The following is a 14,151-nucleotide window of genomic DNA, read 5'->3' as shown; positions in this document are numbered from 1 at the left end:
AAGACACTTTCATCGCAGGATTCAATGATGAATCAACGCGACTAATCAACGGAAAACTTAGGAGAAATGGGATGGAAATGCGGTTCTTAGGCAACTCAGGGCTGCGTGTCTCAGCGTTGAGCTTTGGCACGATGACCTTTGGCGGCGGTGAGTTCTTTGAGCACATGGGCGCAACGCAAGTGGATGAGGCCCGGCGGCTGATTGACCTTTGTATTGATGCAGGTGTGAATCTGTTTGATACTGCTGATATCTACTCTCAAGGTAAATCAGAAGAAGTTTTGGGACAGGCGATCGGCAAACGTCGCCACGATGTTTTAATTGCCACGAAAGCCTTTGCGCGGATGGGCGATGGTGCAAATGATGTCGGGCTTTCACGTTATCACTTAATTCGTGCCTGTGAGGACAGCCTGAGGCGATTAGGCACCGATTACATTGATTTGTACCAGGTGCACGGATTTGATGCACTCACGCCTCTGGAAGAGACTTTACGAGCACTGGATGATCTAGTTCGAAGTGGCAAGGTGCGCTACATCGGCTGCTCCAACTACTCCGGCTGGCATTTAATGAAAGCCTTAGGTGTGTCGGAATGCAAAGGTTTAGAGCCGTATGTGTCACAGCAGATCTATTACTCGCTGGTGGCACGAGAATCGGAGTATGAACTCATTCCACTGAGCCTCGATCAGGGCGTTGGTATTTTGGTTTGGAGTCCGCTTGCCTTTGGCTTCCTTACAGGCAAATATCGTCGTGGCCAGTCAGAACCGGAAGACACGCGGCGCGCCAAACTTGGCGATGTAGGGACGTTGGATTTAGAAAAAGGCTATGACATTGTGGACGTATTGGATGAGATTGCCCGCGATCGCAATGTCACCATTCCTCAAGTTGCGCTCAACTGGCTCTTGCATCAGCCTGGCATTAGCTCCGTGATCATTGGCGCACGCAACGAACAACAGTTGAAAGACAATCTTGGAGCCGCTAGTTGGAAACTCACCCCGGATGAAGTCAAGCGCCTAAACGAAGTCAGCGAAGTTCCTGCCATCTACCCATACTGGCATCAGCAGAAGTATGGCACTGAGCGAATTCCCAGCATCCGGGAAGGATGATGAGCGATCGCACTGTTCATTACCTTCTTTTGAGGCTCCCATGCAAATTACCAGTAAACAAAAAGTTAGTTTCCAACGAGATAATTTGAAATTAGTGGGACATCTATTTACTCCTACTGATTTTGATAACACGCTCAAATACCCAGCGCTGATTTGTCAAGGCTCAGTTAGCTCGGTGAAAGAAATGATGCCTGACAATTACGCTCGTTTGTTAGCCCGTGAAGGCTTTGTCGTTCTTAGTTTTGATTACGCCTCTTACGGGGAAAGTGAAGGGGTACCGCGAAAAAATGAGAATGTTGCAAGCAAGTTAAAAGATCTCCAGTCAGCAGTTTCCTACTTACAAACCTTGCCGTTTGTCGGCAGAATTGGCATGGTGGGAATTTGTACGTCTGGAGGGAATGCTGCCTATCTTGCGGCTAGCGACGATCGCCTTTCTGCTCTGGCTACCGTTGTTCCTTGGATGTATGAACCAGCACTAGCAGAACCCTTTTGGGGTAAGGAAACGCTGGAAACAAATCGCAACCGCGCTGAAGGGGCTCGCCAGCGGTTTGAGCAAACTGGTGAATTTTTAACCACTCAAATTTTTACAAATACACCTGACGTTGAAGGCTTCAATCTCACACCTGGTGAGTATTACTTCGATCTGCATCGAGGTGGAGCGATCGCTAACTGGAAGAATGAGATCTTTTGGGGTGCCTGGGACGAATGGGTAGAAGTATTTGACCCAATTAGTCAAGCTCCTAAGATCAAAATTCCGGTGCTGGTGTTTAGCACAGACGATGCCTTAATTCCTGCTCAGGCCCGCAAATTTTATGACTTGGTGCAAAGCGAGAAAGAACTGGTTTGGTCAGAGGGATACCACTTCAATTTCTATGATGTGGCTCCTGAAATGTATAAAGCTGTGGATGCAGTCGTTCCATTCATGCAAAAGCATTTGACGTAGTTATTTAAGTGGAATCTACACTATAGTTCTGTCGCAAAAACAGGTTGATAGTAAGGTAGGAAAACCTTCAACTGATGCTTCTCCTGTGCTGGATTTGATCGTTGATTTGGATGAAGTCCTCAAAGAATATGCCGCAATGGATGGACGAGGGGCTATCAAAGTCATGGCAAAACCGTAGGTAACACATCCATTCTTGCGTTTTGTATAACAGAGAATCTGGCAATGCCATAGCATAGCCCTCAAGTTTCTCCCAATTTCCAGATTCGAATGATGCACTAGACCTGTGGTTCATTGCTCTAAAACAGTGCCAACGCAGGAATTTAAAGAGAAGCCAGCCACAGGTCTAGCCAAGATTAGACAGAGAGAGAGGGTTTTAGTTGCTGATTGGTCAACGTCAAGAAGGAACTAGTTGTGAGAGCGCTAGCTTCAACATTATTAAGGGTCATCAAAGTCTCGCCTGTACTGTTGAGTTTGATCCAGGTGCTACTGGAATCAGCTCCAGTGCCTTGGATGATAATTAATTGGTTGAAAGTAAGACTACTGCTGAGCCCAATGCGGTCTTGCCCAAGGGTGAAGTCCAACACAGTGTCTTCGCCGACATTAGTAAGAGCGAAGATGTCATTTCCAGAGCCACCAGAAAGGGTGTTGATGCCGGTGTCACCTACCAGTAGGTCATCCCCTCTACCACCCATCAGAAAATCATCCCAGTCCTGGCCATAGAGAGAGTCATTGCCGTCGTCGCCTGCTAAAGAGTCTCTCCCCAAGCCACCAACCAAGGTGTCGTTGCCAGTACCACCGCGCAGGGTATCGTCACCACCCAGCCCCCCAAGGAGATCATTACCTCCCTGAGCGTTGATAACATCATCAGAGTTATCAAAACCTTGAATTGTATTGTTCAAGTCGTTGAGGAAGGTGACTGTATCTGGATTAAGCACATGCCCATAGTTCCAGTCTGGGTTTCCATTTTTCCACTTAGCATTGAACACGTCAAAGCTATCCGTAACTTGAGCTTGACCATTAAACAGAAAAGCAATGTTGCCTAGATTGATATCTCCATTTCCCTGACCTAGGTTGTCGAGGCTTTCTAGCGGGAAGCCTTGCAGAATCACTTGGGTTTCAGCAAGACCCTCGAATGTAATTTCTAAGCTGTTTCCATTTTGAGTCAACAGCATATTTTCAGCAGTCAATTCTTCGCCTTCAAATTGAAGAATGTCCATTTCAGCAATCATTGCCGCTGATGGATTTTTGCCTTGACCCACACCACCAAAGTCAGTGATTGTGTCGATGCCATCTCCGCCTCGAAGGATGAAGCGATCGCGTCCGCCGCCACCCGACAGCGTGTCATTGTCAAGCCCACCGTCAATTACGTCGTTACCAACACCACCATTAATCCGGTCGCTGCCAGACCCACCTACTACCGTGTCATTGCCAATATTGCCAGACAAAGTGTCATTGCCTGTTTCACCCTCTAGCAAGTCGTCTCCAGCTTCACCCGACAGTACATCATTGCCAGTACCACCAAATACGGTGTCGTTGCCTGCCCGAGCAAGCACGGTATCATTGTCTGCGCCTGCCAGGATCACGTTGGCCCCAGAGTTGCCGGTGAGGGAGTCGTTGAAGGCAGAGCCAATAACATTTTCGATGCTAAGCAGTTGGTCGCTGTTACCCCAGCCATCGATTGCGGTACCAAGTTCCAGATTTACCGTTACTGCATTCGGATCAAACTGGTAACTAACGGTATCGTTACCTTCTCCACCGTCTAAGCGATCGTTGCCTGCGTTGCCAACTAGAAGATCGTTGCCTGCCAACCCCTGAATCACGTTCGCAGTATCGTCACCAATCAAGGCATCAGCAAATTGCGAACCAACAATATTCTCGATATTGTGCAGGGTGTCCGTTGTGCCAAAGCCATCCAAGGCAGTACTGGCAGTAATTGTAAAGGGCAGCAATCCCAGAAGTGTTTCGCTGCTGTAGCTGGTGGAGTTAAGGTTAACCACGACTCCTGTAGGGGAAGCTTGGTAAAGAACCGTGTCGCTACCACTGCCACCATCGATCGCGTCGTTGCCATCATCTCCAGCAAGCAGGTCGTTGCCATCATCTCCGTTGAGAGAATCGTTACCGGCTCCCCCTGACAAGAAATCATCACCAGCATCTCCGAGCAGGCGATCATCACCCTCCGCTCCAGCTAAGGAATCGTTGCCATCACTGCCCGCGAGCAGATCATTGCCAGCCTCCCCAAACAGCTGGTCGTTACCTGTCTCCCCTTCTAATGTGTCATTACCCTCACCGCCAAACAGTTGATCATCGCCCTCACCGCCAAAGAGTTGGTCATTGCCTGCATCGCCGTTGAGTGTGTCGTTCCCCTGCTGTCCGTAGAGGAAGTCATCATCGTCATTGCCGAATAGCTGGTCGTTGCCTGTGCCGCCCTCCAAGACATCACTGCCTGCATCACCAAACAGTTGGTCGTCACCATCACTGCCATAGAGAAGATCATCGCCAGTGCTGCCGCTTAAGCTGTCGTTGCCATCGCCGCCATCTAAGTTGTCGTTTCCGGCTTCGCCGAAGAGGGTATCATTGCCCTCTCCGCCTAGGAAGGTATCATCGCCGTCACCGCCCTCCAGACGATCGTTCCCGGCGCGACCTTCGAGAAAATCATCACCACTGCCGCCGACTAGGGTGTCGTTGCTGTCACCTCCGTCTAGAGCATCGTCTCCGGCTTGCCCGAACAGCAGGTCATTGCCGTCTCCACCGGATAGGCGATCGTTGCCCGTGCCACCGTCTAACGTGTCATTGCCTTCGCGGCCATCTAAGAAATCATCATCACCCAAACCCCACAGATAGTTAGCTTGAGCATCCCCAGTCAGACGATCGTTAAATTCGGAGCCTTCCAGGTTCTCAATTTGAGTAAAAGTGTCTCCGTTGGCATCGCCGCTGGTACCTCTGGCGATCGTCAGGTTAGCGGTGACACCCGATAAGGCAGTGAAATAGGATGCCGTATCAATGCCGTTGCCACCGTTGAGAAAGTCAGCCCCGGCTCCACCCACCAGCTTGTCATCACCGTCTTCACCTAAGAGAGCGTCAATACCATCGTTGCCAAAAACTAGGTCGTTGCCGCCGCGAGCTTCGATGCGATCGTTGCCGCTACCGCTGTAGAGGATGTTGTCTTGACCGTCGCCAACGATCGTGTCGTTGCCCTGTGACCCAACCACATCTCGGAAGTTGCTGAGGCTATCCACAGTGCCGAATCCGTCGATCGCGCGTCCGTCCTCCAGGCTGATGAACGCTGCCTCTGGATCACGGCGATAGCTGACGACATTAACCCCTGTACCGCCATCCAGCGTGTCATTCCCGGCATTGCCAATCACCAGGTCGTTTCCGGCTCCAGCCAGGATGACATTTTCAGCCGCATTACCAATCAGAACGTCGTTGAAGTCCGAACCAATAATGTTTTCCAGGTTTTGCAGGGTATCTGTTGTCCCGAAGCCATCGGTAGCAGACCCAGCAGCGATCGTGAAGGCGGGTTCAGGATCAACAGTGCTGCCTGGATTGCTGTAGCTGCTGGTTTCGTCAATGTTGACGACGACTCCAGTCGGAGAATTGGCATAGCTAACCGTATCAATCTCGCTGCCGCCATCAATCAAATCGTTGCCTGCGCCGCCTACTAGGAGATCGCTGCCTGTATCGCCCGCTAGCTGATCATCACCAGTACCGCCACTAAGCGTGTCATCGCCTGCTTCACCCAACAATTGGTCGTTGCCTGTATCGCCCTCGAGAGAGTCGTTGCCACTGCCGCCATTCAGCGTGTCATTTCCGGCTTCACCAAATAATTGGTCATTGCCCTCGCCACCATTCAGCAGATCATCGCCATTCCCTCCTGTGAGCAGATCATCGCCCGCTTCGCCAGATAATTGGTCGTTGCCTTCTTGTCCGGCAAAGCGATCGTTGCCCAGACCGCCCAAGAGCGTATCATCACCGTTGCCACCCGCTAGTAAATCATCGCCCTCTTGTCCCAGCAGCCGATCATTTCCATCACCGCCAATCAGGCGGTCGTTGTCGCTGCCGCCATCCAGCGTATCGTTGCCTACATCGCCAAACAGGGCATCGTTGCCACTGTCGCCAAATAAGCTGTCGTTACCGTCACCACCGTTGAGTTGATCGTCACCTGCACCGCCGTCTAGCGTATCGTTGCCTACATCGCCGAGGAGTTGGTCGTTACCCAGCCCGCCTAAGAGGGAGTCGTCGCCTACACCGCCGTTGAGCGTATCGTTGCCCGCGTCGCCACTGAGGGTGTCGTTGCCCTCAGCTCCGGCTAGATTGTCGCTACCCTCACCACCTGACAGAGTGTCATCGCCTGTACCCCCGTCCAGTAGATCGTTACCAACACTACCCAAGAGATGATCGCTACCCTCACTGCCAAACAGACGATCATTGCCAGCACCGCCGTCTAGCAGATCGTTTCCGGCTTCACCAACTAGATCATCAGTACCGTCGCCGCCTAATAATGCGTCAGCCCCATCGCCGCCTACCAGCAGGTCGTTGTCGTTGCCACCTACTAAAGAATCGTCTCCGGCTTCGCCAAACAGTTCATCATTGCCCTCATCCCCAGTGAGCGTGTCGTTACCCATCCCTCCATACAAGGCATCCTTTCCATCTCCACCTGCGAGTCGATCGCTGCCCTCATTGCCGTTCAGGCGATCGTCGTCGTTACCGCCCTCCAACACATCGTTGCCAGCCCCGCCACTTAGAGTGTCGTTGCCAGCATCACCAGAGAGTCGATCGTCGCCGTCACCGCCGTCTAAAATATCGTTGCCGTCACCACCGTTTAACGTGTCATTTCCGGCTTCACCAAACAGCTTGTCATTGCCGCCGTTGCCATTTAGCAAGTCGTTGCCACCGCGTCCAAAAATCTCGTCCTTACCGGAACCACCGTTTAACACGTTGTCGTTGTCGTCGCCGACCAACGCTTTAGAGCTAGTTGAACCGCCCCCTGCACCCGTTTTGAAGTCCCACAGAACCACCTCTGGACTATCGATGCGGAACAGTACGTCCGCTGGCTTGCTCTCGTCTTCTTCAAAGACTTCTTTTACCGCTGACACAATATCCCCAATGACGGGAATACTCTCGATAACCTCTACAACCCTTTTAACGGTACGCCCCACAAACTCGCCGATGTCATTGAGCCAGCCCGCTTCTTTAGCGAGATCTTTTAGCACCCCTGCTACAGGGTTTACTAAATAAACTGGATCGGTTAGCAGCTTCTTGACGATTGCAGCTCCCACTGCCAACCGGGCTTCGGCTCTGAGAAAGGCAGAAATTCTGCCGGAGGTTTCGTCGAAGAAGGGAGGTTTTAGTTCATCAATCCGAACTTTGCCATCTCCATTGGAATCTGCTAGATCAAATCCTGCCTGGGTGCGAATGATGCCACCACCTGTTAGCTCACCGACTCCAAAATCAAGACTGAGTTTCGCCCCAAAATCACCTAGCAAGAACACTTCGTCCACATCAGGTCCCGTGCCATCAGCATTGGCGCGATCGCTGACAAAAAAGCCATTAAATACGTCGCCACTGCTAAGCGTTGCTGTAACTCCCTCCGTGTCATAGCCAAAAGCAAAATCTGCTTCCGCAGTAAATTCTTCCACCCCAATCTTGGCAAATAGCGGTGGAATGACTGGAATGGGAACATTTACATTGGTGATGCCCAGTTGCAGCGCTGGCATATCGTACAGAAACAAATTGCTCGTTCTGCCCAACAATAGATTAGAGGTAGAAACGTTTGGCAGAGCCAGTTGTTGAAGTAAGTTAAATCCCTCCAACGGATTCGTTAAAATTGGAAACTGGAGACCAGTAAGTGAATCTAATGAGCTGCTAAGTCCAGGTACAAAAGTGCTCAGTTGAGAGTTAATCGCGGCTGTGCTAGTGGGATTAGTAGTCGCACCTTTAGGATTGCTTAGATCAAATTCAAAATTGCCCAAAGAGATGCTGTTCGGGCTAACAATTTCTGAAACTATATCAATTAAATTGGTGATTTCTTTTGCTGCCTTGAAAAATTGCAAGCTTTGATTGAGACCAGGAATCGGCTTAACCGTATCAATCAGCTTAAAGATGTCTAGTAATGTCACTTCACCAGGCGTAGCGACTGTTTCAACATCCAGCACTCCCGCAAGACCTAAACCGCTGGGTAAGTCATTTGTTAAAAAATCAATGTTGCTGGTCAAACCATCTAGCAACGGACGAATCGGCGAGATAACGCTATTCACACTATCCAGCACTGGTCCAGCAAACTGTTGAGCGAATGAGCCGAGCCCAACATTGATATTGTTGAACGCGATTTTTGGTTGTTCTCCAGTAAATACATTTTGCAAGCTCGCATTGAAATCAAAGTTAAACGATGGCAGAACAGTAGAATCTCCCAATGTTGTTTTAGCTTTGAGTCCAATATTGGCACTGCCATTCAGCGTTGCGCTAACTTCAGAAGCAGTAATAACGTTGTTAGTATCGATATCCTGTAAATCCAGAGAGAATTTACCGTTAAATCGAGTACCATTGTCTTGCACATCCAGCTTAAATGAACCTAAGCCAGCGGACGTCTCTAAAGATGACAGAGAGGAGTTTAGCTCAAAGGTGAATTCGTCAGCTTTGGACGTGTCAAGGAAAAATCCGCTATCCTTCCGTACGCCGAAATCCAAATTGAACTTGGCGCCCAGATCTGCTTCTGCCTGTCCTTTGACATCGAACCCAATGTTGGGAATGCCTAAGTCAGCATCAATTAGACGGTCTTTGAGAGGCTTAACAGAGTTTAAATTAAGTTGAAACTTAATCTCACTGTCGTCCTGAGATGCGACTGAGACCAATCCCCGGGTTGCTTCGGCGAGTTTTGCAGCAATATTCTCAACAGTGAGCGCTACGCCATCAAATACACTAGATTTCCATAAATCTTGTAGTGATAAGGAGTTGTCTAAGCCTTTGCCGAAGATAGGTAGTTCTTTACTAAGAACTTGGGTATTAATTGCAGCCTGAATTGTGCTGAAGAGTTTGTCAAGTCCGCTGACTAGCTCGTTTAAATTTGTTCCAGTGTAAGTTGTAGGCATGACAATTTCTTCTAGGGATAGTTACGAGGGTGATGAGATAACCTAGAGAGCCTAGTGACTCTCTAGTACAAAGAACTGTTACGGCGAGCCTTGCAAGCTGAAACTGTGAGTTCTGTCCCTGGTGCAATTTCTGAGCTCACTTTACCTGCTGTGCAGCAAGCTCGAGATAGGAAAAAGTCGGATAAAGGTGGGAAAAAGTCGGATAAAGGTTAGGCAGAAGATCTAAAGCTCACTTGTAAGTTTCAAACATTGGCGTAGGGTCATATTGTTGCGAGTAGAGAAAAAGAAGACATAAATTTCTCCAGTGGGCAATAGAGTCGCTATTACTAAGCACCAACATGGACGATGATGAAGTGTGGAACTACGAAGCACGTTAGCTGGCATGCCCGTGAGAGCAGAATCTATGACCGTTGAAGAAGCGCTCTGAACTGGTTGAGCAAGCGTTGTTGGCAAAAGCTCAAAAAGCCGTATTCAGCGTCAGATGGGGGAAGAAGGCACAGGCGGCCCTTCCCTCGCCCCTTTTCCAAGGCAGGCCGTGCATTTAGGAACTTTCTAGCAAGCTGATCTCCTTGATTCTCATAGAGCGCTATTTGTGGGAGTCATAGAGCTCTTTACCTAATGTCTATGTACTAGCCTCGGTGAGGCTTGTAACTCCTTCTTCTTAGAGGAGGGTGATGTGAATCCTTTGATCTGATCCTGGTTAATGTTCTAACCTACATACAGCATTCTGTCAGATTCATCCCGTTCGAGAAGTACCCTACCCGGGTACTTCTCGAACGCTTATGTGTTGGTAGATTTTGAATCATCTGTCAAGTTACCTCCTATGGATTGCATAGGAGTGTTCCAATTAGTGAAGAAATGTCACAAGAACTCAAGCGCTACCTAGAATCTGCGAGTAATTTTTAGAGGTTTTGACAATAGCTTCTTCTGCTTCAGCCCAGAGCTGGTAAGGCGCTCACTCAGGCTCAGACAGGTCGCTCACGTTCTTCTGGTTAGGACAAGAATATCTATCGCTCAGATCCCTTACAACGGTACTGGTTCCCATCCAGTTTTTGGGCTCCCCTTAGCTGCATAGCCAGTGATGGCGGGATCGCTATCTCCATTCCAGCTTTGACCTGCTGTGCTGGTATGACGTGTGGATCCCTTGAATATTAGGGGTTACCATTCGTTTACAAGTAATCAATTTGTCAATATCGATTTGGTTGGTACGTCCTGCCACAAACATTCTTAGAAGTCGGACTGAAACATTCTCTCGTATCGCCCAAAAAGCTCCGGTTGCTCCTGTGCCCTTAATGTTTGTGATGGAGAAGTTCCGGCCAGATCCTTGACTACCAGTTGCTTGCAGCGAAGTTTGGAGCTCTTCGAAAGCATTGGTACTGGCCAAGGGTGAATTTGTTAGCATTTCTGCCACACCAGTGACCCGGTTCGGTTGCCATTCGAAAAATCCCATTAGACCAATCAGGTTGGAGGTGGGGAGAAGGGTGAGCTTTTTGATAAGCCGTTCATAAACCTCGACAATCCCTGGTCTGTAAGATAATGCGTTGACTTATCCCACATTAGAGCTGCGCTGGGCCTCTGGAATTCGCCTTGGTTCGGCGCTACCGACGGGTTCGAGGTCGAGAGGGGTCAACGGCTCTTGCCTAATGAGAAAGGCGCTTTGCCTCCCATGTGTTGGATTTCCCTATAGCGTGATGGGGCTCAGGCCACTAGACCTCTTGCACAAATGATTTAGAGGATGTCAGTAGGTCAGAACGGGAGCAGAAGATGACCTACGAGCGCCTTCGAACCCTCAAAGCCAGTAGCTTCAAACCGCCTCTCACCTAGACTACCAAGGCAAGCTTAGGGGACAGTGCAAGCTTACATTTGAGGACCAACTGCCAGTCGCTTAGGCTATTGGCGGGTACCTAGTTTCACGTCACCCAAACCTGGGGCATTGTGAAGCAACGGTCTGCCAAACTGTGCAGAAGGTCAAGAACCTGCTCATCGCGTGCGGGCTCTTTCGAGGCCTCAGCTTACCGATGGAATAGGGTAGTTGTGGGTGCGATAGAAACACCCATTGAACGCCTCCAAAAAACAGCGTCGTTACGACAGTGGCAAACAGAAACGGCACACCCTCAAAGCGCAACTCCTGGTTGAGCAGGAGAGTGGTCTGATTGTTTGTACTGCTTATAGTCGAGGACGGGTGCATGACCATAGAATGTTCAAGCGCAGTGGTGTTCGCTTTCATCCTCAGCAGTTAAGTCTGGCGGATAAGGGCTATCAAGGGTTGGCCAAGCTGCATGTCAATGGTCGTCTCCTACCCGTAAGCCGCCCAAACGATTATTAGCGGTAGCGAAACAACAGTACAATCGGAGTTTGGCCGGATGGACGAGTGGTAGTTGAGCAGGCCAATCGCAGACTGAAGCTATTCCGCATTTTAGCCGAGCGCTACCGCCATCACAGGAGGAGGTTTGGCTTGCGAGTCAACCTGATTGCAAGTCTGCTCAATTATGAACTCTTACTTTCTCGCTATTCATGCAAGAGGTCTACTGGAAAAATTGAGCAGCTAATCAAAAGCACGAGCTGTGAATTACCCTACCTATTGCCGTATTCACAGGCTCAAAGCTACCAGCCAGTGACAGTTTTCCCACCAGAAAATATTTCAGTCTCTGCTCCCTTTCGCGATTCTGTTGATGCTACCCTCTTATACACTACTCCTGTTGGAGCTATAACTGCCTATTGTCCCTTTTCCAGGTCAGCATAAATGAACGTTTCAACTCCCAAAACGATTAAAAGTAGAAGCTCCGCCCAAGACAGGATCGTCACACCTAAAGGAGGCGTGGGAACTAGAAACCAGAATGCTGCTAGAGCAACCACCCCCGAAAAGACAAATGTAATTTCATCCACAATCAATTGCTGGATTTTGCGTCGTTTACGATGCTTGTCGTCGCGGTGAGCAATTTCCCAACCAAATAGGGTGTCTACATCCATATAACCAGTGTATTCCTTAACCCTATCAACTAGCTTGTAACGGACATACCTGCCGATTGCCGAAATCTTTTCATCATTGACTATATAGGTCCAGCCCAGAATCAGGCATACCCAGGGAACCACCAGCAAAGCGTAGTAATTGGATGGGTTAGAAACTGCAAACGAGACGACTGTTCCAAACAAACCCAAAGTCACGTAGAGCAAGTTATCCCGAAAGCCAATCCGTTGAGCCTGCTCCGACTTCAGCTTGTCATATTCCTTAAAGAAAATCTCAAGGATCTGGTCTTTGTTGCCCATACCTGCCTCCTTCGAACCCTGCAACTATTGTGACGGATTAGAAACCATTCCTCAGCAAGTCAAAAAATTCTCCACACTCTAGGCAAACCACCATCCAGTAGTCAGAATAGTGAGTATTTAGGTTACTTGAAGGGTTAGCTCATGCCTAGTGCAGTGATATTGACTGCTCTATCCGTTGAATACTCGGCTGTTCGTACTCATCTGACGGATCTCCAGGAAAAAATGCATCCCCAGGGAACAATCTACGAGCGGGGGAAATTCGTTGCGAACGGACAGGTATGGGAAGTTGGGATTGCCGAAGTGGGAGCAGGTAATGCGGGAGCAGCCGTGGAAGCAGAACGGGCGATCGCATACTTCAGACCTGACGTCCTTTTGTTTGTTGGGATTGCTGGAGGGATCAAAGACGTTGCGATCGGTGATGTAGTCGCAGCAACAAAGGTCTACGGCTATGAGTCAGGTAAGGTAGACAATCAATTCTTCACCCGACCTGCATTAGGGCAGTCTGCTTATGCACTGGTGCAAAGAGCTAAATCGGAGGCGAGAAAAGGAGAGTGGTTACAACGGCTATCTAGTAGTTTAACTTCTCGGCCCCATGTGTTTGTGGCTCCCATTGCTGCTGGGGAGAAAGTTATTTCTTCCAAACAGTCAGACGTTTTCAAGTTCATTAGGGCAAGTTACAATGACGCGATCGCTGTTGAGATGGAGAGTTTTGGCTTCCTGAGTGCAGTCTTTGCTTACCCAGACATCAAGGCGCTCGTGATCCGTGGAATTTCCGATTTGATTGACGGCAAAAATGACGATTCTGTAGAATCTGAACAGGTTCGGCAGGAGAAGGCTTCTCATCATGCCAGTGCTTTTACTTTTGAGGTTTTAGCAAAGTTTTCCTTAGATAATAGGTCAGAATCAATGACAGCCCTGGAAACGCAGGAGTTTTTAAGGACAGACAAATCTCGGCCATTGGAAAATATTGAGCAGAAGCGATACAAACTATCTCAGCTTGATCAGCATTTGGAACCTTATATTAGTCCTACTCTGAAAGAAGTATTGGATTGGCTATCTACTAGTCGAAGTAGTCTAGCACAAAGGATTGTTAATGATGCCTTTGAGGATTGCCCTAATTTAAAGCGGGTAGTAAAAAGTAATAAGAGTTTAGAAAATCGAATTAACTGGGAATTTGAGAAATATTTAGAAAATATTCAAAACTCTTTACTAACAAAACACAGAAAGCTCTTGGATCAACCGCCCATATATTCATTTCTTAAGAAAGAGGGAAGCCTATTTACCTTGGAAGAAAGGAGAACATTTAAACCTGAAGAAGGTAGATTTTACACATTAGCTCTACAAAACCTCAAAGATGCTGTGCCTAAACGTTATTCAGAAGATATTAAACTGGAAATGATTGATTACATTCATAATCTAAGAAATAATCTTCCAAGATAAGACTCAGCCTTTAAGCCAGTCAAGAGTTCTGCTGCGGGATAGTAGTAATTGAGTCACTGATTTCTGAGTAGTCGTGGTAGGTAGGGTGCTTCAACCCATGCTCGATATAGACATGCCTTGTCTCAAAACGCTTGATGAACGCCCTTATTGAGCTCTCTCCGACCGAGTTTCAACACTTACTGCCTGCAATCAGCTAGCCTCTCCCCTCATCAGTATAAATCACCACGAAGGGCAGGATGCAAGTCCATCCTCACTGGCGCAAGCGGCAAACTCTTCTTCAGCTTATTCCATCTCAAGTGCTATCCCACCTTCG

General features: G+C 48.7%; 6 protein-coding genes. 4 read left to right on the top strand and 2 right to left on the bottom strand.

The genetic code is table 11. The features are described from left to right. Positions 1-71 precede the first annotated feature (71 nt). On the top strand, positions 72-1,100 hold the full coding sequence (locus H6F94_RS08920; RefSeq protein WP_190801888.1) for an aldo/keto reductase: 1,029 nt from the start codon (positions 72-74) through the stop codon (positions 1,098-1,100). Then, positions 1,063-2,043, top strand: coding sequence for an alpha/beta hydrolase (locus tag H6F94_RS08915; protein ID WP_190801887.1), 981 nt, complete (start codon positions 1,063-1,065; stop codon positions 2,041-2,043). Before H6F94_RS08920 ends, H6F94_RS08915 begins: the two co-directional genes overlap by 38 nt. Before the next feature lie 353 nt (positions 2,044-2,396). On the opposite strand, the gene H6F94_RS32205 is transcribed toward H6F94_RS08915, so the two are convergent. Then, on the bottom strand, positions 2,397-9,131 hold the full coding sequence (locus H6F94_RS32205) for a beta strand repeat-containing protein (RefSeq protein ID WP_190801886.1): 6,735 nt from the start codon (positions 9,129-9,131) through the stop codon (positions 2,397-2,399). 2,056 nt (positions 9,132-11,187) lie between these two features. Here H6F94_RS32205 and H6F94_RS08905 point away from each other — a divergent pair. Next, positions 11,188-11,457: a transposase gene (locus H6F94_RS08905; RefSeq protein ID WP_190801885.1), complete on the top strand. Its 270-nt coding sequence runs from the start codon at positions 11,188-11,190 to the stop codon at positions 11,455-11,457. Positions 11,458-11,846: 389 nt separating this feature from the next. On the opposite strand, the gene H6F94_RS08900 is transcribed toward H6F94_RS08905, so the two are convergent. Next, positions 11,847-12,398: a hypothetical protein gene (locus H6F94_RS08900; protein WP_190801884.1), complete on the bottom strand. Its 552-nt coding sequence runs from the start codon at positions 12,396-12,398 to the stop codon at positions 11,847-11,849. Between the two features lie 141 nt (positions 12,399-12,539). Between H6F94_RS08900 and H6F94_RS08895 the strand changes: the two genes are divergently transcribed. Beyond that, positions 12,540-13,838, top strand: a complete 1,299-nt coding sequence (locus H6F94_RS08895) for a 5'-methylthioadenosine/S-adenosylhomocysteine nucleosidase family protein (protein WP_190801883.1) — start codon at positions 12,540-12,542, stop codon at positions 13,836-13,838. Positions 13,839-14,151: the final 313 nt, after the last annotated feature.

The sequence above is a fragment of the Leptolyngbya sp. FACHB-261 genome (assembly GCF_014696065.1).
Lineage (GTDB): Bacteria > Cyanobacteriota > Cyanobacteriia > FACHB-261 > FACHB-261 > FACHB-261.
This window is presented reverse-complemented; position numbering and strand designations above follow the sequence as displayed.

Coding starts and splice junctions, on each gene's coding strand:
- H6F94_RS08920 (WP_190801888.1), top strand. CDS start 72: ATGGAAATGCGGTTCTTAGGCAACTCAGGGCTGCGTGTCTCAGCGTTG.
- H6F94_RS08915 (WP_190801887.1), top strand. CDS start 1,063: ATGGCACTGAGCGAATTCCCAGCATCCGGGAAGGATGATGAGCGATCG.
- H6F94_RS08895 (WP_190801883.1), top strand. CDS start 12,540: ATGCCTAGTGCAGTGATATTGACTGCTCTATCCGTTGAATACTCGGCT.
- H6F94_RS08900 (WP_190801884.1), bottom strand. CDS start 12,398: ATGGGCAACAAAGACCAGATCCTTGAGATTTTCTTTAAGGAATATGAC.
- H6F94_RS32205 (WP_190801886.1), bottom strand. CDS start 9,131: ATGCCTACAACTTACACTGGAACAAATTTAAACGAGCTAGTCAGCGGA.